Source organism: Bacillus massilinigeriensis (assembly GCF_900111815.1).
GTDB classification, from domain to species: Bacteria; Bacillota; Bacilli; order Bacillales; family Cytobacillaceae; genus Mesobacillus_C; species Mesobacillus_C mediterraneensis.
The window spans coordinates 515,422-532,478 of the sequence record NZ_LT630004.1 but is presented as its reverse complement, the minus strand read 5'-3'; the positions used below and the strand labels follow the sequence as shown (position 1 = coordinate 532,478).

18 protein-coding genes are annotated in these 17,057 nt (G+C 41.9%); 5 read left to right on the top strand and 13 right to left on the bottom strand.

The genetic code is table 11. The features are described 5' to 3' along the window. Positions 1-170 precede the first annotated feature (170 nt). Complete coding sequence (locus BQ5796_RS02780; protein WP_071458862.1) at positions 171-2,810, bottom strand: cation-translocating P-type ATPase; 2,640 nt, start codon at positions 2,808-2,810, stop codon at positions 171-173. A gap of 246 nt (positions 2,811-3,056) precedes the next feature. Between BQ5796_RS02780 and scfA the strand changes: the two genes are divergently transcribed. The 4 genes from scfA to BQ5796_RS02765 all read left to right on the top strand — a co-directional run bounded on the left by scfA (position 3,057) and on the right by BQ5796_RS02765 (position 7,772). After that, on the top strand, positions 3,057-3,206 hold the full coding sequence (gene scfA, locus BQ5796_RS17275; protein WP_074033884.1) for a six-cysteine ranthipeptide SCIFF: 150 nt from the start codon (positions 3,057-3,059) through the stop codon (positions 3,204-3,206). Between the two features lie 65 nt (positions 3,207-3,271). Further along, complete coding sequence (scfB, locus tag BQ5796_RS02775; protein ID WP_071461122.1) at positions 3,272-4,663, top strand: thioether cross-link-forming SCIFF peptide maturase; 1,392 nt, start codon at positions 3,272-3,274, stop codon at positions 4,661-4,663. Positions 4,664-4,792: 129 nt separating this feature from the next. Then, complete coding sequence (locus BQ5796_RS02770) at positions 4,793-6,139, top strand: sodium-dependent transporter (RefSeq protein ID WP_071461121.1); 1,347 nt, start codon at positions 4,793-4,795, stop codon at positions 6,137-6,139. Positions 6,140-6,419: 280 nt separating this feature from the next. Next, positions 6,420-7,772: a PepSY-associated TM helix domain-containing protein gene (locus BQ5796_RS02765; protein WP_071458861.1), complete on the top strand. Its 1,353-nt coding sequence runs from the start codon at positions 6,420-6,422 to the stop codon at positions 7,770-7,772. A 173-nt stretch (positions 7,773-7,945) separates the two neighbouring features. Here the strand turns inward: BQ5796_RS02765 and BQ5796_RS02760 are convergent, their stop codons facing one another. The 4 genes from BQ5796_RS02760 to BQ5796_RS02750 all read right to left on the bottom strand — a co-directional run bounded on the left by BQ5796_RS02760 (position 7,946) and on the right by BQ5796_RS02750 (position 9,599). Next, entirely contained in the window at positions 7,946-8,416 is a 471-nt protein-coding gene (locus BQ5796_RS02760; protein ID WP_071458860.1) for a DinB family protein, read from the bottom strand. Between the two features lie 92 nt (positions 8,417-8,508). Continuing rightward, a complete protein-coding gene (locus tag BQ5796_RS02755) occupies positions 8,509-9,057 on the bottom strand; it encodes a short-chain dehydrogenase (protein ID WP_071458859.1) in 549 nt (182 codons plus the stop codon). Between the two features lie 89 nt (positions 9,058-9,146). Further along, positions 9,147-9,290, bottom strand: a complete 144-nt coding sequence (locus tag BQ5796_RS18020; RefSeq protein WP_159430970.1) for a hypothetical protein — start codon at positions 9,288-9,290, stop codon at positions 9,147-9,149. 72 nt (positions 9,291-9,362) lie between these two features. After that, positions 9,363-9,599 (bottom strand): aspartyl-phosphate phosphatase Spo0E family protein, encoded by a 237-nt coding sequence (locus BQ5796_RS02750; RefSeq protein ID WP_071458858.1) that lies wholly within the window; start codon positions 9,597-9,599, stop codon positions 9,363-9,365. Between the two features lie 517 nt (positions 9,600-10,116). Here BQ5796_RS02750 and BQ5796_RS02745 point away from each other — a divergent pair. Further along, positions 10,117-11,331: an MFS transporter gene (locus BQ5796_RS02745; RefSeq protein WP_071458857.1), complete on the top strand. Its 1,215-nt coding sequence runs from the start codon at positions 10,117-10,119 to the stop codon at positions 11,329-11,331. Positions 11,332-11,389: 58 nt separating this feature from the next. On the opposite strand, the gene BQ5796_RS02740 is transcribed toward BQ5796_RS02745, so the two are convergent. The 8 genes from BQ5796_RS02740 to BQ5796_RS02710 form a co-directional block, all read right to left on the bottom strand. After that, the gene (locus BQ5796_RS02740; RefSeq protein WP_141769922.1) at positions 11,390-11,947 is read right to left on the bottom strand and encodes a hypothetical protein; all 558 of its coding nucleotides are present in this window, start codon (positions 11,945-11,947) and stop codon (positions 11,390-11,392) included. A 59-nt stretch (positions 11,948-12,006) separates the two neighbouring features. After that, on the bottom strand, positions 12,007-12,666 hold the full coding sequence (locus BQ5796_RS02735; protein WP_071458856.1) for a hypothetical protein: 660 nt from the start codon (positions 12,664-12,666) through the stop codon (positions 12,007-12,009). Between the two features lie 435 nt (positions 12,667-13,101). Then, positions 13,102-13,257, bottom strand: coding sequence for a hypothetical protein (locus tag BQ5796_RS18245; protein ID WP_200792858.1), 156 nt, complete (start codon positions 13,255-13,257; stop codon positions 13,102-13,104). Positions 13,258-13,565: 308 nt separating this feature from the next. Continuing rightward, on the bottom strand, positions 13,566-14,291 hold the full coding sequence (locus BQ5796_RS02730) for a phosphatase PAP2 family protein (RefSeq protein ID WP_141769921.1): 726 nt from the start codon (positions 14,289-14,291) through the stop codon (positions 13,566-13,568). A gap of 325 nt (positions 14,292-14,616) precedes the next feature. Beyond that, positions 14,617-15,411 (bottom strand): DUF4097 family beta strand repeat-containing protein, encoded by a 795-nt coding sequence (locus BQ5796_RS02725; RefSeq protein WP_071458855.1) that lies wholly within the window; start codon positions 15,409-15,411, stop codon positions 14,617-14,619. Next, positions 15,404-15,958: an HAAS signaling domain-containing protein gene (locus tag BQ5796_RS02720; protein ID WP_071458854.1), complete on the bottom strand. Its 555-nt coding sequence runs from the start codon at positions 15,956-15,958 to the stop codon at positions 15,404-15,406. The genes BQ5796_RS02725 and BQ5796_RS02720 overlap by 8 nt, the downstream gene beginning before the upstream one ends. Beyond that, the gene (locus BQ5796_RS02715; protein ID WP_071461118.1) at positions 15,955-16,275 is read right to left on the bottom strand and encodes a PadR family transcriptional regulator; all 321 of its coding nucleotides are present in this window, start codon (positions 16,273-16,275) and stop codon (positions 15,955-15,957) included. Before BQ5796_RS02715 ends, BQ5796_RS02720 begins: the two co-directional genes overlap by 4 nt. A gap of 182 nt (positions 16,276-16,457) precedes the next feature. Beyond that, on the bottom strand, positions 16,458-17,045 hold the full coding sequence (locus tag BQ5796_RS02710; protein ID WP_071458853.1) for a DUF3986 family protein: 588 nt from the start codon (positions 17,043-17,045) through the stop codon (positions 16,458-16,460). Positions 17,046-17,057 lie beyond the last annotated feature (12 nt).

Below are 17,057 nucleotides of genomic sequence, written 5' to 3'. Positions count from 1 at the left end.
GCGCTTATTTGCATACTATAATCATGCCTTTTCTATTGAACTTTATCCATATGAATCAATCCAGCAGCATATCAAAGATGTCGCTGGCATACGCGTTGTCGAATTTATTACACATCTGGTTGCCGCAAAATAATGAAAGCAGTCCCCACAACATTAAGGGGACTGCTTTTTTAGTCTTCACGATGGAACAGCAATTTGGCAATTTCCATGAGGATGACAGCCCCAGCCGATATGCCTGTCGCAATCAGCCATTCGTTCAAACCGAATGACGCTGGAATGCTGAAAACATCGCGCGCAAACGGCAATACGGTAACCCCGTAGAGCAAGAATCCAAGCACTACTGCGCCGATGACATATTTATTGCTAAAGAACCCGGTCCGAATCGCTGTCTGTGTGTTGGAACGAGCAGCGAATGTTTGAAGGGTCCGAGACAGTATCAAGGTGGTGAACGCCATGGCGACGCCCATCTCATCCGATTGCTCTAGTCCGATATAGAAGGAGACGATAACAGCCGCTCCAATGAGCAAACCGCGAGTCAGCACTGCCTTCATCGTTCCGCCTGCAAAAATTCCTTCGTCCATCGCCCGCGGCTTGCGTTTCATCACATTCGGTTCCGGTTTTTCCATCCCAAGAGCAATGGCTGGCAGCGAGTCATTCACAAGGTTGATAAACAACAGCTGCAGCGCAGTAAACGGATTCGGCAAGTTCAGCATAACAGCATATAGGATGGCGATGATTGCCCCAAGGTTACCTGCGAACAAATAGGCAATCGCCTTTTTAATATTATCGAACACCGTCCTGCCGACTTGCACAGCATTAACAATCGATACAAAGTTATCGTCCGTCAGAATCATCGCGGCAGAGTCTTTAGCCACATCGGTACCGCTGCCCATTGCAATCCCGATATCCGCTTGTTTCAACGCAGGAGCGTCATTGACGCCATCTCCCGTCATTGCAGTAATCGCGCCTTTTTTCTGCCATGCGCGGACGATGCGAATTTTGTTCTCAGGAGAGACGCGGGCATAGACCGAAATCTTTTCTAGCTCACGATCCAGCTCGTCTTCCGACATTCTATCAAGCTCCTGGCCGGTAACCGCGATATCATTGCTGTCCATCAGCCCAATATCCCTGCCGATAGCCTGTGCTGTCGTCTTATGGTCACCGGTAATCATGATCGTCCTGATGCCGGCCTTTTTCGCTTCTTCAATCGAACCGTAAACCGCTTCCCTCGGCGGATCCATCATCGCAGTCAATCCGACGAGAACGAGATCCGTTTCGTCTTCGAGACTTAGTGTCTTTTTCCCGTCAGGCAAAATCTTGTACCCATACGCCAGCACCCTTAAGGCTTGTTTCGAGAACTCTTCGTTCGCGCCTTCAAACCGTGCTCGCAAATCATCCGTCATCGGCTGCTCCTGCCCATCAACAAAAACAGCACTCGCCTGGCGGAACATGACATCCGGTCCACCCTTTACGAGCATACAGTTCTGCCCATTGATATCATGCATTGTCGACATTCTTTTCCGGTCAGAATCAAACGGCAGCTCCGCTTTCCTGCGGTAGCTCGCACGAATTTCTTCATATTTCCTCCCATGCTTTTCAGCAAATTGAATTAGCGCCACTTCGGTTGGATCGCCCACTTCCTTGCCGTCCTCATTTATGTAGGAATCATTGCACAGGACCGCAATCCGAACAAGCTGCCGCTCCGCCTCGCTCCAATCCTCGTGATTTTCTGGAAGCCGCTCATTCGTTTGGAATGGCAGAAAGTGATCCGTAACCGTCATTTTATTTTGCGTCAGCGTTCCAGTCTTATCCGTACAAATGATTCTTGTCGAGCCCAACGTTTCAACCGCTGGAAGCTTCCGGATAATCGCATGCTGCTTTGCCATTTTATTTGTTCCGACAGACAGAACAATCGTGACAATCGACTGCAGCGCCTCAGGAATCGCCGCAACTGCAATGGCCACAGAGAACATAAGCGCCTGCAGCAACGCTGTTGTCGTATCGCCTTCGCTTCCGCCAAACCAAATCCGCAATGCTTGGACAGCAAAAATTGCGATACAGAGCAACAGGATGCCAATGCCTAGCTTTTTGCTAAAATCGTTCAGCTTCCGTTGAAGCGGTGTATCTTTTTGCTCCGCGGTCGAAAGCATGTCCGCAATCTTTCCGACCTCCGTCTTTTCAGCGGTGCCTGTTACCACAAAAGTACCGCGTCCATGAACGACGAGCGAGCTTGAGAACACCATGTTCAGCCTATCTCCAAGCGGCACTTCCTCCGCTATTGTATCTGTTATCTTTTCTACTGCTTCCGATTCTCCTGTCAGCATCCCTTCATTCACTTTCAGTGAGCCGCTTTCGAGTATCCGTCCATCCGCAGGCACATAGTCGCCTGCTTCCAGGAAGACAATATCTCCTTGTACAAGCTCCTTTGCAGGAATCGTCTGCTTCGTTCCACCCCTGATTACTTTTGCTTCGGGTGCGGACATATTCCTGAGCGCTTCAAGTGAGCTTTCCGCTTTCCTTGTCTGTACAACGCTGATTACCGAGTTAATTAATAGCACGAGAAAAATAATCAGCGATTCGACCATCTCGCCGAGAAGGATCTGTACAGCAGCCGCGGCAAGAAGAACAATCACCATTGCATCTTTGAACGTTTCAAGAAACAGCTTCCACGTCGGTACCTTTTCCCTATCCGCGATTTCGTTATAGCCGTCCCTCTCCAGCCGTGATGCTGCCTCTTCCTTTGTCAATCCACTTTCCCTGGAATCAATCTCACTCATTACTTCATCTTTGCCATGCCGGTAAAATTCCATGTCAAGTCTCCTCGCTCGATTTTCCGCCTTGATATAAGTATATTTTGTCATACTATAAATCCTATTCCCACTTTCGTGACTTGCATGCGATATTTCAACAACGTGAATGTGTCGATTTTTTTAAAATTACAGGCAAAATCACCCCTTATCCCTTAAGGTTGATAAAATAAGAAAGGAATAATTGTGAAAAGATTCACTAATATTCACAATTCTGTTACAAAACTACATAAAAGAGGTTGTATCGTCATGAAAAGAATCGTTACATTGAGCACACGCAAGCTTGTCGACACTGCAAAGCATGGCGGCTGCGGCGCATGCCAAACATCTTGCCAATCTGCATGCAAGACTTCTTGCGGGGTTGCCAACCAAAAATGCGAAAACGCAAGGAACAGGTAAGAAACACTTGCCGCCCAGCTGCATTCCAGGTGGGCGGCCATTTTTATCATCAAAAGGAGTTCAGTATGATTCATCAATATAAACTAAATGGCTATAACATCGTAATGGACACTTACAGCGGTTCAGTCCATGTCGTGGACGATCTGGCCTACGACATCATCGCTCTCTATGAAGATAACGATGCAGACACAATGACATCAATGATGCTCAACCATCATCCTAGTATTACGGAAGCAGAAATAAGGGAAACGATTGCTGACGTTGCAGAACTTGTGAAGGACGGACAGCTGTTCACGGATGACGAGTTCAAGGATCTCTCCCTCGATTTAAAAAAGCGGAAAACCTACATTAAAGCGCTTTGCCTAAACGTTGCGCATACATGTAATCTTTCGTGCGAATATTGTTTTGCGAGCCAAGGAAAATACAGCGGTGATCGCGCTGTCATGAGCGAAGAAGTCGGCAAGCGCGCCATCGACTTCCTTATCGAAAACTCCGGGCATCATCGAAATCTCGATATCGACTTTTTCGGCGGCGAGCCGATGATGGCCTGGAAAACGGTGCAAGCAGTCGTTGCTTACGCCAGAAGCAAAGAAAAGGAAGCGAAGAAAAACTTCCGATTTACTTTTACAACAAACGGCATGCTGCTGAACGACGAGGTTACCGATTACCTTAACGAAGAAATGTACAATGTTGTCCTCAGTCTTGACGGCAGAAAAGAAGTTCACGACAGGCTCCGCAAGACTGCTAACGGAAAAGGCAGCTATGACCATATCGTTCCGAAATTCCAACGATTCATTGAAAAGCGCGGCGACAAGGAGTACTACGTCCGCGGCACTTACACAAAGCACAATATCGATTTTACGAACGATATTTTCCATATTGCCGACCTAGGTTTTGATAAGCTTTCAATGGAGCCGGTTATCTGCGACCCTAAGGAGACGTATGCCTTGACGGAAAAGGATCTATCGGAAATTTACCGGCAGTACGAGATTCTTGCAGAGGAAATGCTGAAGCGCGGCGAAGAAGGCCGTCCTTTTACTTTTTACCATTACATGCTTGACCTGTCGGAAGGACCGTGCATTCAAAAACGAATTTCCGGCTGCGGCTCAGGAACAGAATATCTTGCAGTTACACCATGGGGTGAGCTCTTCCCTTGCCATCAGTTCGTTGGAGATACGGAATACAGCATGGGAAACATCTGGGACGGAATCACGAAACAAGGCATTCAATGCGAGTTCAAAGAGAGCAATTGCTACGCGAAACCGGAATGCCAAGATTGCTGGGCAAAGCTTTACTGCAGCGGCGGCTGCCCTGCCAATGCCTTGCACGCCACAGGCTCTCTCAACGGAACATACGATTTCAGCTGCAACGTTTTTCGCAAGCGGGTCGAATGCTCGATGATGGTCAAAGTGGCGGAATCCATCAGGGTAATGGAACAGGAAAGTACGCCTGTCTAAAAAAAGAACAATCCCAAGGCCGGAGCACGTCCAAAATTTGGACGGTGCCCGGCCTTTTTGTAAAGTAGTGACTCTTCCCCTTTATTGCTATACAATAGAAATAATTTTTACGAAAGAGGGTGTTGTGCCATCAAGGGAAATGCTTGGGCTTCAAAAATCGGCTTCATTCTTGCCGCCGCTGGATCGGCCATCGGTCTCGGCGCTATCTGGAAGTTTCCTTATACAACGGGAACAAACGGGGGCGGCGCGTTTTTGCTTTTATTTTTACTTTTTACACTGATGCTCGGCTTGCCTGTCCTGATCGCGGAATTTCTGATTGGGCGCACTAGCGGGCAGACAGCGCTCCGTGCATTCTCCACTCTTGGACACAAAAAATGGACCTTCGTCGGCGGGCTGGGAGTTGCCGCATGCTTCCTGCTCCTATCGTTCTATAGTGTCATTGGCGGGTGGGTGCTTGTCTACACAGGATTATCCCTCGCCGGAAAAGTCAGCGGGATTGGCACAGAAGCACTTGGAGAATTGTTCGGTGCCGTTTCAGGAAATCCGCTGTACGCTATTTCAGGCCAATTGCTCTTCCTCGGACTGACGCTTGCCATCGTGCTGCGCGGGGTTCAATCGGGTATCGAGAAAATCAGCAAAATCATGATGCCGCTCTTATTTCTATGTTTCATGGTGCTGGTCATCCGCTCTGTCACGCTTGATGGGGCAATGGATGGTGTGCGCTTCTTCTTAAAACCTGATTTCAGCGCCATTAGCAGCGATGCTGTCCTTAGTGCACTCGGACAAGCATTCTTCTCGTTGTCGCTCGGGGTTTCGGCGATGCTCACCTATGCTTCCTATATGAGGGAGCACGGCCAAATCAACCGCTCCGCAGGCTGGATTGTTGCCTTGAACGTAATCGTTTCTCTTCTTGCAGGATTTGCTATCTTCCCAGCAGTTTTTGCTGCCGGACTCGACCCTGCTGAAGGACCGTCGCTATTGTTCATCGTCCTTCCAACTGTGTTCGACCAGATCAGCTTCGGCGGCATCTTTCTGACGTTATTCTTCCTGCTGTTCGCCTTCGCTTCCATCACCTCATCCATCGCAATGCTGGAAGTTGTTGTCTCCGCTTTGACGGATTCAAAGCCAGGCGCAGGAATGAAGCAAAAGCAGAAAACAGCGATGCTCTCTACCTTTTTCATCGCGCTTGTCGGCATCCCTTCCGCTTTATCGTTTGGCGTACTTGGCGATGTTAAAATGCTGGACAGAACATTTTTTGATCTGGCCGATTACACTGTTTCAAATGTGCTCATGCCAATCGGCGCACTGCTCATGTCCATCTTCGCCGGATTCCGACTGGACCGCGCCATTGTCGAGCAGGAGCTTGGAACAAATTCATTTATAAAAAAAATGATTCCACTCTGGCGCTTCAGCGTCTGCTATCTCAGCCCGGCAGCCATCCTCGTAATCATGCTATGGCCATGGTTTGCAGGATGATCTTGTAACCCCTCATTGCGAGGGGTTTTTGTTTTGGATCCGATGTTAATTCCACGATTGTGTATTTTAGCAGAATAACTCGATTTCTCGGTTGAATCAGCGAAATAGTAATTGCAACTTATTCGAAAAATTTTCCGCTATTTCACTTAAATTTCACCATTACCTTTTAAAATAAAACAGCCGCAAATATTGCTTGATTCTGCAATAAAGGTTGATTTTTCAATAACCCGCGCGGTATTGCGTCCTATTAACAACATTTGCACAAGGGGGATAAGGTGAAGTGAAAAAGGGGTTATACAATCGATTCTGGCGTTGGCATTTTTATGCCGCACTCTTTATGATGCCGCTATTGATCACATTGACGATCAGCGGAATCGGTTACTTATTTTATAATGATGTGGAAGACAATTTGTATGACGATGTTTTCTTTGGAAAAAGCAAAGTGGAAGAAAAGCTATCGATAGACGAAGGAATTGCCAAGGCTGTTGAGGAGAACAAGGGATACTCTCTTTCTAAAGTAATCGTACTCGACGATCCCTACAATAAGCGCCTCACTCTTTCCAATGAGGAAGGCGACCAAAAGTACCTGTTTTTAGACGAGAACAACCAAATTGTCGGCGACCAAAATGCTGCATACACGTTCTCGAACATCATGCGAAATCTCCACAGTTCCTTGTTTGTGGGTGGAACGGTGGTCAACTATCTCGTGGAACTTGCTGCCTGCTGGGCGATTTTTCTATTAATTTCTGGTGTTTACATGTCACTAAAAGGAAATGCTCTGCGGAAAAAGCAGGACAGTACGAAGAATCAGAGAAACAAAAAGTATCACGCTCTTACGGGCATAATTATCACTATTCCGATGATCGCAATCATTTTTACCGGATTACCTTGGTCCGCGTTCATGGGCAACTTCATTTACTCTGCTTCGCAGGAACATCCTTCGATTGGATTTCCAGTATTGGCACAGCAGCCGCCAACGTCGGAAAGTAGTGAAGTTCCTTGGGCAACCCGCAAAAACGAAGCACCTTCATCTGATGACCCTCATGCTCACCATAATGGCCATGGCATGACAACAGCTAACAGCAAAACGATAAAAGTAGAACAGTTAATGAAATCAGCGCAAGAAGCGAAGATTGCAAAGCCGTATTCCATCGTGCTACCCCAAGCGGAAGATGAAGTCTACACTGTCGCCAAAAGCAGCAATACTGGCATCACTGGCTTGGATGTCAGCCCTGCCGCCGAAGTCACTGCATACTTTGACCAGTATAGCGGAAAACTTCTCGGCAAAGTCGGCTACGATGAATACGGAATCCTTGCCAAGTGGTTCACATGGGGAATTCCATTGCACGAAGGTCATTTATTTGGCTGGCCAAATAAAATCATCAACCTAGCAGTCTGCCTCGGCTTTCTTCTCGTTCTGTATTGGGGTGTGAAAACATGGCTGACGCGGAAAAAAGCCAGTTTGTTCTCCGCACCGCCAAAAACAACTGCTAGAGTTTCAATTAGCTTTATCGCAATCATGGCAGTACTCGGAATCATCATGCCATTATTCGGAATATCATTGATTATTGCCCTATTGTTAGAAGGAATTCTTACAGCTGCCAAAAGAAAACAAATAACAGCGAATCATTAAAGTTTTAAAAGGATTGGACCCTGGGGTCCAATCCTTTATGATTATGGCAGCCTATCATTTTCTTTAGTGCTTGTCCCAGCCCCATGTTTCTTAGTGGGCAGAGCTTAGAAAGGCTCCAAATCGCTTTCTAACATTAAATATGGCTATCAGGGGTTAGTTTAGGGGTGGGAATCTCAATCAAACAGCCTAACAGGACATTCCTTTCCGCAGCAATACAGTATCATGGCATGAAGTTGGCCGCGGTGATGGTAGAGGTGCGCCAATATCTCCAACAGCCACTCGTACCTGGTATATGTCACTCCCCAATAAGCAGTGATTTGCTGGGCAAGCTCCTCTTCTGTAAAAATGGTATACCTTTCCTGCAGGGCTGTGAAATTGGCCTCAATAGCCTTTATCACACTTCCTTTATCCACGTTTCCCCTCTTGGAATAGTATTCTTCCATTTCTTCTTTCGTTGCTCCATTCGCAATCCGCCAGTCCGCTTCGCATATTTCCGCAATGTGCGCCAGCAATTCACCAACCGACCGCTTATCAGACAGGGGCCTAACCTTCAAATCCTCTTCCTCTAGCAGCATAACCATTTCTCCTATGCTATTGAGTGCAACTTCTATTTGATGCAAAACAGCCGCAGTACGGAAACTCATGATTGTTCCCCTCCTATACATTTCAATAGAAAAGCTTTTTAGATTCTCTATTCCAAAGGGCGCAAAAACTAATTCCTGCTCTTAAACAAGAGTCACGGCATCCTTTCCTTTGGCTCCAATTGCCCTACCACATGGATTTTTTTCTTTTCTAATACTCCCTGTATGACGCCTGCTGCAATTTCCTCGTTTGTAAGCCATCTCGAACGATTTCCTTCAAGGATAAAACCAAGCTGGATTTGATGGTAGCGGCAGTTTTCATTTAGGTGCAGGCTTTGCCTGACCTTCGATAAGTTTTGGCTGCTCCCAAGGACATGGTAAAGGTCCAATTTGCTTCCTGCTTTTTTAACCACATCAATAACAGAAGGCAAAGCCTGAGGCGCTACAGCATGCACCCAAGCCACAACAAGGTCTACAGATCCATGCTCTGTCATCAGACTTTCTAATGATTCCCGCAACTCACGGTCATTTTCATAGTCAACCAGCACAGGTATCACATTATCTTTGTTTGGTGCAGCATCGATTAAACGCTGCATTTTTTCAGAGTTGCGCGCAAGGACGGAAACTTTATAGCCACTTTCCACCAACCATAGCGATACATCCGCCAACATACCAGTCCCACCGATGACGAAAGCATGCTTCATTCCTAGCCAACTCCTTATTTAAGAAATTTACGCTTTAAGAGATAGATTGCATCTAGATGTTCTATATCTCTTCCATAATTCCTTTTGGATCAATGTAAAAATCCCCCGACGGCATCTACGGTGAAACCAAAAACTAGAACGTCATTTCCGGCGACAGCCTCCAGCAGTTGTTCTTCTTTCTTTGTCAGCTCCGCTCGAGAAATGGCATTTTCATCTTTTTTATTATGCTTCATGCATCGTGATATTGAAAATCAGTAAAATTAAACAGTTTCACTGAAATAAAAAAGCCTGCTTACCACAGACTTTTACTCTTCTGCATAATATTTTTCTCTGTGCGAAACGGAATGATTACTCTTATTACTCATGCTTGATTGAAAGTTTATTCTTTGGTGTGTAAGGATTAATTCATCTAAGTCTGTGCTTATACCGATCGTCTTTTTATGATTCAACCCGTATGTTTGAATGCAATCCAATAATTGTTTGCGTTTCATTTCAATAGCCTCACTCAAGTTTACCTCGCCAAACACACTAGATAAAAACATGACATCCCCACCAAACTCCGATTTGTTCATTCCTAACAACGTCTACAGCTTATATCGGTAATAAAAGCCAAAATTATATGTATTGATGTTGAAAATCCAATTTTACAAATTAAATTACCCGGAATTTCAGTTGGACGCCACTATGTCATATCGTTCTTTATCCATAGTCCATCCTAAATTGAAGTCCCTTTTCTACGTTAAACCAATGATAGTATGCTATTAATCTAAAATCAACATTATTTGTTATTAATCACCCTAGCTAATGTGGCAATTGTATGTTTTCCCAACAAAATACGTTTCCACCAGGATACTTTTCTTCCTTCATACTAATGAATTTTTTCATTCACTGTTGAAGATAATGAGAGAAAGTATAAATATATTCAAAATAAATTGAATTGTATCTTCAATAAAATTAGAATAATATTAATACCCTTCTGGAGGCTTTATTTATGAATAAAAGAATCTACTCGAAAAATTTAACGCCATGCCAACTTCCTCAGTACCTGGGGGTTACAGAGTGAGAAAGCTCTCTAAATCGTTCAAGGCACTCTGGCTTGGCGAAATTGTCTCAGAATTTGGCGGAGCTGCCGGGGGAATCATTAATGGCTTGCTGCTTTATGAACTGACAGGATCTAAGGAATTGATGGGCATACTTTGGCTGATCTACTTTATTCCTTCGCTCCTATTGCAAAGCATTAGCGCACCGTTTCTAAACCATGTTAGAAAGGAAAAAATGCTGCAAAACATCCAATTGATTCGTGCAGGAGCTTATACATTACCGCTGGCAGGCTACTTAGCTGGTAATGATACAGGACCGATATTAGGATTATTCGGCTTGCAGTGTATATTAGGTTTGCTTCAGCCGATTTACGCAAGTCTCTCTTTTTCCCTTCTGCCTGATATATGTAAAGAGAAAGAACTTGTTGAAGCAAATGGCCTGCTGGATGGAACGATCCGACTAATGAGTTTTATCGCACCGGGTGCTGTTGCCTTATTATTGTTGGTCATCCCTCTGCGTTTCATATACGGATTATCATCCCTTATGTTCCTCGCTAGCTTTTTCGCACTTTCACGAATCCCTCCATCAACCGCAAAGAAAATCGCTACATGGACAAAGAAATTCTGGTGGACAGAAATGAAGGAAGGCTATCGGACCTTTTTTCAATATCCGCATCTTTTGCGACTCACGATTCTTTCTTCTACAGTTCAATTCGCTGTAGGAGCAACGCTGGTGCTAAGTGTTCCTTTTATACGCGGCGATCTTCATGGCCGCTCTTGGGAGTATGCAATCTTTTCAGGGGCATTTCCAGTCGGCTATGCTATCGGGATGGTGCTGCTGACAAAGCTGCCGAAAGCCTGCCAAACGATGTACCTCGGTTTGATTGGAGGCGGCCTTTCTTTCGTAAGCTTGTTTTTCGTACAATCAGTTCCAATTGCATGGGTGTGTGAACTGCTTGGAGGCATGTTCTTTCCGCTTTTTAATGCCCAAAGCGCAGCAATTTTTCAACGTGAAGCTCCTAAAGATCGTTTGACCCAGTTAAGCTCAGTTCGATTGCTTTTCCTCCGGGTGACCATGCCGATTGGAATACTATTCGCATCCTCTCCGCCACTAGACTTAAGCGCTCGCCAAATATATGCTATCGTTGGGATGATAATCGTTTTACCTGGAGTATTTCACTTCGTTTTTTCCTTTACTCAAGCCCGTAAGCCTTTATTTTCAAAAAGCGGTTAATAAAAAGCGCATGCTAGGAAAACTCACAGCATGCGTTTTATTCATAAATCTCACGCTCCTAAAAAAGATAAAAAACAATCATGCCTACCATTAGAAATAAGAACACTATTGCTAGAACAATACCAAAAAAGTATGAATCCCGAGTGTATCCCTTCAAATCTGCTTCTGAGGTGGAGCGATCCACCTTTCTAAAATGATAAATCAAACTAATATTGATCAATACTAAAATGAAGAAAGTCATGATGAACATTATCATGTAGTCAAATTCAAAGATATTGTCTGTTAAACTATAAGCTTGAAAAAAGAGGAAAAAACTTAATATTAAGCGACTAATGTTATTTACTTTTTGTTGTTTATTCCATTCTCTCCCCATTTTTTGTTTTTCATAGTTCGCTACTCTTTCAAAAATCGGAATCAATGATTTTGTAGTTTCACCTTTTATTAGTCCATAAATACTTTGAAGCAATAGTACTGCCCCTAGAACAATGTTGAATTGTGAAGTTGTAATCGTAAAAACACTAGTAACCACAAACAGGATGATAAAAGCTATTAAAAAAATCCCATTGGTAACAGCGACTTGCTTCAACCTCATATTGCTTAACTCTTTTGGATCCAACTGTTTCCCCACCTTTTCTTTACTAGGATTTCCCTTTAAATTAAGAGGTGTTAGATGTCTCATAGTCTTCTTACTTTTTCTCCTGACTTAATAAAAATATTTACGCCTGATGCACTGCCATCCCCAATGTGCTCTTTCAATTCAGAAACATCTATGCTCGACTTGAGTTTCACGGTTTTTTTCTCATTTCCTTTTAACTTCACCACATAAGGAGCATTATTGTTCATGAGTGAAATCATTGGTACATCCTCTTCAAAATAGTATTTTTCATAAAAACCAACAGTAAATTGGACAGCTTTATTGCTATAGTTTTCAAAAGGCAGCTTGCACTCTCCCTGGAGTGTCTTTTCATTGGTCATTTTGAATTCGCAATTACTTTGATCTTGTTCATAAGTAATAGCATAAATATCCGTTCCAAGAGTCTGTTGATAAGCAGTGGCCATCATGGATGGGGCAAAAACAGCGATAGCAAAGGCAAGCCAAATAACGCCCCCGCGATATTTTTTGATCGATTTGGCAAGAAGAATTAGGCTTGTAATCAATAACACAATGGAAACAATGCCTACATACTGCAATCCATCGGCAGAAGAAATAGGGATACTAAAAGCAAGTGCAATAGTCTCGCCATACGGACCCTCATGCGGAAAAGGAAAATTCAAAACAAAAGATGCAACGAAAAACACTAGGGAAATATAGAACAGTTTTTTATTTTTTATCACACAGCACACTTCCAATATATTTTAGATTGGCTACTCTATTTATATACGAATTATAAAGGGATATAGTCTCACATTTTTAAAAATATCCCAATTGACTTGTTAATTTAATCAAACGTTTGATTAATGCTAAAAAAAATCGAGAGACGTCTGTCCGAACAAAACGTCTCTCGATTTTTTAACGTTCATATTCAGCTTGTCATTCAACCTAGAAACCTCTACCAAGTGAATTTCGCAAATCAATACACGTTGTCAAATATCCATGCAATGAGATACAGTGGTAGCCCCACTATTAGCATTCCAGCCAAAAGATAGCAAAAACCTCTTATTATATTTTTGAACAGATCATAAATCGCTCCAGCTAAATCATCTATAAATCTCCCCATTATTCTCCTCCGTCCTCTTAGGGAAATATAGCCCTTCTCCCCTTTTACCTTGTCACCACTCTCTCCACTCTTCTGTTATATCCCCATCTGTTTGCAATCCACTTATCCTCGCTGCCACTATAATAAACTCGCAAAGTTCTTCTCTTTCCATCGTTTCAATAAAAAAATCATTGTCTTCATTTATAATAAATGCATAAAAACTCTTCATTCCTAAGTATAATTCTTAATTTGAATATACCCGGAAAAGGTAAAATATTCAATCAGTTCCATTTTTAGAACAAAAAAATCCTGCAAATCAATGCAGGATTTTTTATTAAACTTTGTTATATGCAATAAAAGTATATAGTCGGTTTACTCAATTCCTATTGCGAAACTTGTTGGATTTAAATGCCCCTACATTGGGATTAGACCTGTTACACGTTGAAACTTACAATGGGTTGTTTGGATAAATGTCAGTCTCTTGTTCATTGCCGAATGAGCCGACGTTCTCTAAACACCCTTTAGATATGCTCAATACTATATGTCTTTAATGTCCCTTTTTCCCGTCTTGGTCCTAGTCTCTAAAATGATTTTTAAAAAGATTAAGCAAATAACCAGCCACGCACCGCCAGCTGAAAAACCTGCAATAACATCACTAGGATAGTGAACACCGAGATAAATTCTACTTAGACCTATAGATAAAACTAAGACGGAAAAGAATGCGATGGTTATTATTTTTGCACTCCTTTTCCTTAGAAAAAGCACGATGAAATACGTTAACATTCCATACATCGCAAATGCAACCATAGAGTGCCCACTAGGAAAGCTATATCCTGTTTCTTGAATAATTGGATGAATCGTAGGTCTTGTTCGTTGAAAAATCCATTTTAGTATCGAATTGAAGATGGCAGAACCTAACACTGCTATAGAGAAAAATAATGCTTCCCACCTTTTCTTATTGAAGAGCATGATAATCATTGTGATGATTGCTATCCCAATAACCGCTTTAAATGAGCCCAAAAAGGTGATATACATCATTAGTTTTGTATGTTTAAACGAAATAAATGATTGGACCGAATTTATGATAGTTATATCGAATGTATGTAATTCTTTCTCAATAAGTTCCTCTGCGAATTCCCAAAAAACAAAGCAAACTGCCGCAAAAACTGATACAGCATAAAAAATAAACCTTTTTGCAGGTGACGTCAGCTCCTTGAATATCATTTCTTTCACCCACTCCTTAATTGATTTTTCCTCTTCCAAACGATATAAAGGACCAGTGCAAGAACGAAAAACAATCCTTAAATATACTCTGTATTTATAGCAATGGTAACCCTAATACATAGTCTTTGTACTGCTCCACTTATTATCCCACCAAAGAACTATTTTGATGAAAAAAGGAAAACATCTCACTCTTCCCCCATAATATTGACTACACCAGCATTCTAGCAGTTATTATTTTACACAAATAAACATTTTTCAGAACTATTTAGTATTATACATATATGGTTTATTTTTATAATAAGCTCTTAAGTAGATTCTAACTGAAAAAGCCCATTCCAATGGAATGGGCTTTTTCACTTTATTCCTATTTCGTTACCTTAATGTTCCCGTTGTTGGTTTCTAATTTAACCAAGTTTTCACCTTTACCAATCACGGCATTTCCGTTGTATTTATTGAGAATATCGATTTTCCCGTTGTCAACATGAACATCAAAGGTTGCATTGGTTGGTTCCCTATCCGTCTTAATTGCAATTCTCCCATTGTCACTTTCCAAGTGTATATTCTGATCCAGGTCTTTTGTGACGAGGGAGATTTTTCCGTTATTTGAAGACCCTATCAGATTTCCCTCTACATTATTAAGATCTATCTCTCCATTAGCAAGTTTCACTTCTACTTTTTCAGATTTTATATCGTTTAATTCAACTCGCCCATTTTGTGATTGCACGTTCAAACTCTTTATATCCAATTCAGCCATTTGTACTTTTCCATTATCATTTTTAACTGAAAACGACTTATAAAGTTTCTCGGGCACGTACATTTTTAAAACTATTGATTGAATTTGTAAACCAATGCGAAAGGAGCGTTGATCTTTTAATATAACTTTAAGCTTTTTTCCTTTCACATCTGCAGAAAAACTAAGCTGAGATACATCTACTCCTTTTGATAATAACTCCACACTAGTTTTAGTATCAGCAGTCGGGATGATTTCAACAGCTGCATTGTCCGAAATAACTTCTACTTCCGCTACTTCATCTGCAATCGATTTTATCTCTTTATTCACTCCCATATTCGTCACTTGAGAAAATGTAAACAAACAACCTACCGCACCAATTACTAACAGAAAAAGAGCAAGGATAGATAATTTTTTAATACTAGTCATGTTTCAAACCACCTTTCACAAGCGAGGCATTAAATTTCATATAACGAATAAACCCTTTACTTATAGCACTTGTAGCGAAAAACATCCCCATAGCAAGGAAAATACCAATACCACAAAGACCTACTGTGAAGAACAAATCAAACCATCGAAATGTGCCTAAAAAAAGATTAATTAATACGCTAAAAGGAGCAAGAATGAAGCATATAGCAGACACCCATCCTGCGATAATAACTCCTACCAGCGCAACAAAAGGGGCTAATACAATGACTAAATTAAAAAATCCTAATCCAATAACTGCCCAAACTGCTCGCATTACGTTTCCAGCAGTAGTCTTTTGCTCGACTTGATCAAGACGGTAAGATACTGTCAGCTCCCTGGAAATTTGCTTTGGGTTTCCAAGGGATGCCGATATTTCCTGCTCCGTTTTCCCTTTTTCCAATCCAATTGCGAAATACTCTTCGTAATCTTGTAATATATCCTGCCGCTCATCTTGCGGAAGCCTTTCTAATGAAGCATTCAATTGTTTCAAAAATTGTTCTTTATTCATCTTTCCGCACCTTCCTTAATTAATTGATTGACTCCATTAGAAAACTCATTCCATTCTGTCAGCAATCTCTGAAGGTAATCCCGGCCTTTCTCTGTTAGCTTATAATACTTACGTGGTGGCCCTTCCGTTGATTCTTGCAAATATGTTGTAAAGTACTCTTCCTTGGTCAGTCGTCGTAACAGTGGATAAACCGAGCCTTCCGATATCTCAATTTGATCTGAAATCTTTTGAACAAGTTCATAGCCGTAACGGTCTTGCTTATCCAACAACACAAGTACGCACAGTTCCAATACACCTTTTTTAAATTGTACATTCAATACAACATCACCCATTCTTTTAATATCCAGTACCGTTTATTGAACAGTACTGGATAACAATTAATAACCATCTTGTAAATAACTTACCATACACTACTGGTTATTGCAAGGTACTGTAAAAATTCCTTATTAATATTCTAAACTTATCATTCTATATCCTTAACAGCTAAACACCCAAATTATTATTCCATTAGACGCTTCCTTCCCCTTAAAATCACTTCTTCAACAAAATGATTAAATTTTTCTTCAGCTTCCTTTCTTAATTTGACTGTAAAAAGGAAAGGATAATTAGGGTAATCAGGATTCTTTTTGCAAAAGGAATCGAATACTTCAATTTCACCGTCAGAACAATTCTCTAAAAAAATATCCCATGTTCCTTGATTATTTTTATAGCCAATAGCTTCTATAAAATCGTCATTTTCTTCAACATAATAATTAATATGCCAATGGCGACCTTTTAAATGCTCCTGTATCTCTTTTGCGTAAGGTTCAAACGAAGTTTCTATATCGATTAACTCCGCCTCTTCGGAAAGATGATTGATTTGAATAGGGATAGATTCAGGAAGCTCTTCATTATCATATAAAATCCCTGCCAGAGAGTAAGCTAAATCCTTTTGTGCCTCTTTTATGGCTATACGTTTGGTTTTTCCTCGTGACAACGGGTATTCCCACCCGAATTCATGAAAGATTGTAGGGAAATACACACAAAATACCCCTTCATCATCCTGTCGTATGAATGCTGGATAAACTAATTTTTCGGAATCTAACATTACCTGCACATC

What these genes read in the sequence shown, in the direction of transcription:
- BQ5796_RS02720 (WP_071458854.1), bottom strand. Translation starts at nt 15,958, where the DNA reads ATGAATAAAGAACAATTTTTGAAACAATTGAATGCTTCATTAGAAAGG.
- BQ5796_RS18245 (WP_200792858.1), bottom strand. Translation starts at nt 13,257, where the DNA reads ATGAAGAGTTTTTATGCATTTATTATAAATGAAGACAATGATTTTTTT.
- BQ5796_RS02710 (WP_071458853.1), bottom strand. Translation starts at nt 17,045, where the DNA reads ATGTTAGATTCCGAAAAATTAGTTTATCCAGCATTCATACGACAGGAT.
- BQ5796_RS02780 (WP_071458862.1), bottom strand. Translation starts at nt 2,810, where the DNA reads ATGGAATTTTACCGGCATGGCAAAGATGAAGTAATGAGTGAGATTGAT.
- BQ5796_RS02725 (WP_071458855.1), bottom strand. Translation starts at nt 15,411, where the DNA reads ATGACTAGTATTAAAAAATTATCTATCCTTGCTCTTTTTCTGTTAGTA.
- BQ5796_RS02750 (WP_071458858.1), bottom strand. Translation starts at nt 9,599, where the DNA reads ATGTTTTTATCTAGTGTGTTTGGCGAGGTAAACTTGAGTGAGGCTATT.
- BQ5796_RS02760 (WP_071458860.1), bottom strand. Translation starts at nt 8,416, where the DNA reads ATGAGTTTCCGTACTGCGGCTGTTTTGCATCAAATAGAAGTTGCACTC.
- BQ5796_RS02755 (WP_071458859.1), bottom strand. Translation starts at nt 9,057, where the DNA reads ATGAAGCATGCTTTCGTCATCGGTGGGACTGGTATGTTGGCGGATGTA.
- scfA (WP_074033884.1), top strand. Translation starts at nt 3,057, where the DNA reads ATGAAAAGAATCGTTACATTGAGCACACGCAAGCTTGTCGACACTGCA.
- scfB (WP_071461122.1), top strand. Translation starts at nt 3,272, where the DNA reads ATGATTCATCAATATAAACTAAATGGCTATAACATCGTAATGGACACT.
- BQ5796_RS18020 (WP_159430970.1), bottom strand. Translation starts at nt 9,290, where the DNA reads ATGAAGCATAATAAAAAAGATGAAAATGCCATTTCTCGAGCGGAGCTG.